Source organism: Mycobacterium sp., assembly GCF_040509115.1.
Taxonomy (GTDB): domain Bacteria; phylum Actinomycetota; class Actinomycetes; order Mycobacteriales; family Mycobacteriaceae; genus Mycobacterium.
In genome coordinates this window covers 1-3,827 of sequence record NZ_JBEVLO010000519.1, presented here as the reverse complement: position 1 = coordinate 3,827, position 3,827 = coordinate 1, and the positions used below count along the sequence as shown (strand labels likewise).

Below are 3,827 nucleotides of genomic sequence, written 5' to 3'. Positions count from 1 at the left end.
GAGATGGCGATGACCATCTCCCCGCAGTCTTTTGTCGTTTACTTGGCGGACCGCTTCTCTCGGCGCCACGCCCGCACCGTCGCGATCGCGGTATTCAGTCCGCGGCGTCGACCGGTCGTGGGATCGGTTGCGGTGTAGCCCAATTCAGGGTTGGACTGCAGCACCTCGAACATCCGCTCACTGCGGGTCTCCGGAGCGTCGTCAGCGGTGTCGCGCAGGTACTTGTCCGGCAACGACAGCTTGGCGATGGTCCGCCACGTCTTGCCGTACTGCACCGCGAAATTGCCCGTCGTGTACGGCAAGTCGTACTTCTCGCAGACCTCGCGGACGCGGACGCCGATCTCGTGCAGGCGATTGCTTGGCAGATCTGGATAAAGGTGATGCTCGATCTGGTGGCACAGATTTCCACTCATGAAGCGGAGGCTGGGCCCTGCGTCGAAGTTGGCGCTGCCGAGCATCTGGCGTAGATACCACTGACCCTTGGTCTCGCCGACCATGTCGGTCTTGGTGAACTTGTCGGCGCCGTCGGGAAAGTGGCCGCAGAAGATCACCGCGTTGGCCCACACGTTGCGGATCACGTTCGCGATCGCATTGGCCTTGACCGTGGACTTGTACGTCGCGGCGGGCGACAGCGACGTCAGCGCCGGATAGGCGACGTAGTCCTTGATCAGTTGATGGGCCGCCTTGATTCCGAACTCGCGGACCCGGACCAGCGTGGCGGCACGGTCGTCGCGACCCTTGGAGATCTTGCCCAGCTCCAGGTGCTGCAGCCCGACGCCCCACTCGAACCCGATGGCCAGCAGGGTGTTGAAGAGCAGGTTGCCAACGAGGTTGAACGGCTTCCAGCGTTGGTCCCGGGTCACGCGGATGACGCCGTAGCCCACGTCGTCGTCCATCCCGAGGATGTTGGTGTACTTGTGATGCATGAAGTTGTGGGTGAACCGCCAGTGCTTGGACGACCCGCTCATGTCCCACTCCCACGTCGAGGAGTGAATCTCGGGATCGTTCATCCAGTCCCACTGGCCGTGCATGACGTTGTGGCCGATCTCCATGTTCTCGATGATCTTGGCCACGCCGAGTGTGACTGTGCCTGCCCACCACGCCGAGCGCCGCGAGCCAGCGGCGAGCATCAGCCTGCCCGCGACCTCCAGGGCGCGCTGGGCTGCGATGGTGCGGTGTATGTAGCGCGAGTCCCGCTCACCGCGGGAGTCCTCGATGTCCGCGCGGATCGCATCGAGTTCGAAGCCCAAGTTCTCGATGTCCGCGTCGGTCAGGTGGGTGAATGCCGGTACGTCGGTGATTGCCATCGTTCGACCTCCTTTCCGTCCCCTACAGTAGTTGAACCTACGCTACCGTAGGTTACTAGCCAGTAAACCTCAGACGTCTAGCACGCAGTCCCCAGAGGCTGCGGAAATACACGTCTGCACGCGACTCCCCGGCTCGTGCTCGGCTCCGGTCCGCAGATCCTTGACGTGGCCTTCGAGGAGTCCTACGACGCACGATTGGCAGATGCCCATCCGACAGCCGAAGGGCATCTGAACGCCCGCCTGCTCACCGGCGTCCATGAGCGACGTGGCCGCATCCGCCTCGAAGGACTTGCCGCTGCGCTCGAACGTGACCGTGCCACCCGTACCCCGCGCCGCAGCGCGCGACGCCGCAAACCGCTCCAGGTGGAGCCGGTCCTGGAGCCCTTCGGACGCCCACAGGCGCTGTGCCTCGTCGAGCATCCCCTCAGGGCCGCAGGCCCAGGTCTGCCGCTCGCGCCAGTCGGGCACGACATCGTCGAGCCGCGCCAGGTCCAGTCGCCCCTCGGCCCGCGTCGCCCGCACCGACAGCCGGTACCCGTCGTGGGTGTTCACCAATTCGGCCAATTCGCCTGCGAACAGCACGTCGGCCTCCGTCGGCGCCGAGTGCACGTGGACGATGGATCCGGGGCCGCCGATCTGACCGCGCCGCGTCAGGGTCCGCAGCATCGACATGACGGGGGTGACGCCGGAGCCCGCGGTGAGGAACAGGACCGAGGAGGGCGCGGGGTCGGGCATCACGAAGTTGCCCTGCGGTGCGGCCAGCCGGACGATCGTCCCCGGCATCACACCGCCGACCAGATGGCTGGACAGGAAGCCCTCCGGCATCGCCTTGACCGTGATGGTGATGGTCCGCTCGCCCCTCTGCGAGCCCGCCGGCGTCGAGGTCAACGAGTACGAGCGCCAGCGCCAACGACCGTCCATGAGGACCCCGATGCCGACGTACTGGCCCGGCTCGTAGTCGAATCGAAAGCCCCATCCCGGTTTGATCACCAGCGTGGCGGAGTCGAGGGTTTCGCGGCGGACCTCCAGGACCCTGCCGCGCAGCTCACGCGCAGACCACAACGGGTTGGCCAGCTTGAGGTAGTCATCGGGCAGGAGCGGGGTGGTGATGCGCTCGGCGACGGATCTCAAGGCGTGCCAGGCAGGATGCTGATTGACGCGCGCCAGGTCGGGTCGAATGGTGTCGGCCACGTTGGCGGAGAGCTTTACTTCGTGCTTCGCCATGGGAGGCTCCTGACCAGCTGTCGCGATTCGGAGGGCCTGCCGATGGCCCTTCCGAGGGCCGGAGTCTGGGGCCCATCAACAACTTACGGTACCGTAACCTACGGTTCCGTATCCAGTGGGAACAGCACTGTTCTCGAGCGGCGTTCTCGAGAGCTCTCAGAGCAATTCGAGCAGGAACGGAAGCTCCTGGCAGGCGTACCAGGCCAGATCGTTGTCGAGCGCATCGCCGACAGTCAGCTCGGCATCCTCGTCGCCCAGGTCGGCGGCGTCGACCACCTCCACCGCGGCCGTCACCGCGGGTTCGGCCGACGCGTTGTCCACGTAGGCGGCGATCACGTCGGCGATGCTCACCGGGCCCGCCAACCGCACGACCGCGTCGTCGAGATCGGGTCGCGGCTTGGCCTCGCCGACGTCGGCAAGCAGAACCGCGCGACGAGGAGGCAGCCCCTCGCCCCCGTCGCTTCGCTCGCCCCCGGCCTCCGCCGCCAGCAGTCGCAGCGACGCCAGTGACGCCTCGCGCAATGCCACCTCGGCGAGCTCGTCGTCGTCGCCCTCGGCGTAGGCCTCGCGCAGCGTCGGAGTCACCGCGAACGCCGTGCCACTCAAGGCGTGCATCGACCCGTCGGCGACGAGCCGCTGCAACATGGCGAGAGTCGCCGGGATGTAGACGCGCACCAGGCGAGGGTAGCCGTCTATTCGCGATCCCCCATCAAGGTGGCAACGTGATCGTCGACGTAGGTGGATAGCGACCGCGGTGGTCGCTCGTAGGTCTTGGACAGGATGGGCCGCTCCGGCAGCTCCACCGTCGGATGGTCGACGTCGTGGTAGTCGATGGTGGACAGCAGGTGGCTCATCATGTTGAGCCTGGCGTGCTTCTTCACATCGGACTCCACCACGTACCAGGGGCTCTGCGGAAGGTCGGTGTGCACCATCATCTGATCCTTGGCGCGCGAGTAGTCCTCCCAGCGGTAGACCGACTCCAGATCCATCGGGCTGAGCTTCCATTGCCGCACCGGGTCGTTCATCCGGGACCTGAACCGACGCAATTGTTCTTCGTCGGACACCGAGAACCAGTACTTGCGCAACAGGATCCCGTCCTCGAGGAGCATCTGCTCGAAGACCGGCGTCTGCCGCAGGAACAACGTATGTTCCTGCGGCGTACAGAATCCCATCACCTGCTCGACGCCGGCCCGGTTGTACCAGGACCGGTCGAACAACACGATCTCGCCCTTGGCAGGCAGCTGCGCGATATAGCGCTGGTAGTACCACTGCCCACGTTCGCGGTCGGTGGGCGCG

At 65.6% G+C, this 3,827-nt stretch carries 4 protein-coding genes; all 4 read right to left on the bottom strand.

The window, feature by feature from the left end; translation table 11 throughout:
• Positions 1 to 38 precede the first annotated feature (38 nt).
• Complete coding sequence (locus ABW137_RS35055; RefSeq protein WP_526407433.1) at positions 39 to 1,307, bottom strand: fatty acid desaturase family protein; 1,269 nt, start codon at positions 1,305 to 1,307, stop codon at positions 39 to 41.
• Positions 1,308 to 1,376: 69 nt separating this feature from the next.
• Complete coding sequence (locus ABW137_RS35050; protein WP_526407432.1) at positions 1,377 to 2,531, bottom strand: ferredoxin reductase; 1,155 nt, start codon at positions 2,529 to 2,531, stop codon at positions 1,377 to 1,379.
• 156 nt (positions 2,532 to 2,687) lie between these two features.
• Complete coding sequence (locus ABW137_RS35045; protein WP_526407435.1) at positions 2,688 to 3,209, bottom strand: DUF6912 family protein; 522 nt, start codon at positions 3,207 to 3,209, stop codon at positions 2,688 to 2,690.
• Positions 3,210 to 3,223: 14 nt separating this feature from the next.
• A partial coding sequence (locus ABW137_RS35040) for a polyphosphate kinase 2 family protein (protein WP_526407430.1) occupies positions 3,224 to 3,827 on the bottom strand: 604 nt, incomplete at its 5' end.

Bases quoted from the DNA above. Each gene is read 5' to 3' on its own strand.
- ABW137_RS35050 (WP_526407432.1), bottom strand. From the start codon at position 2,531: ATGGCGAAGCACGAAGTAAAGCTCTCCGCCAACGTGGCCGACACCATT.
- ABW137_RS35055 (WP_526407433.1), bottom strand. From the start codon at position 1,307: ATGGCAATCACCGACGTACCGGCATTCACCCACCTGACCGACGCGGAC.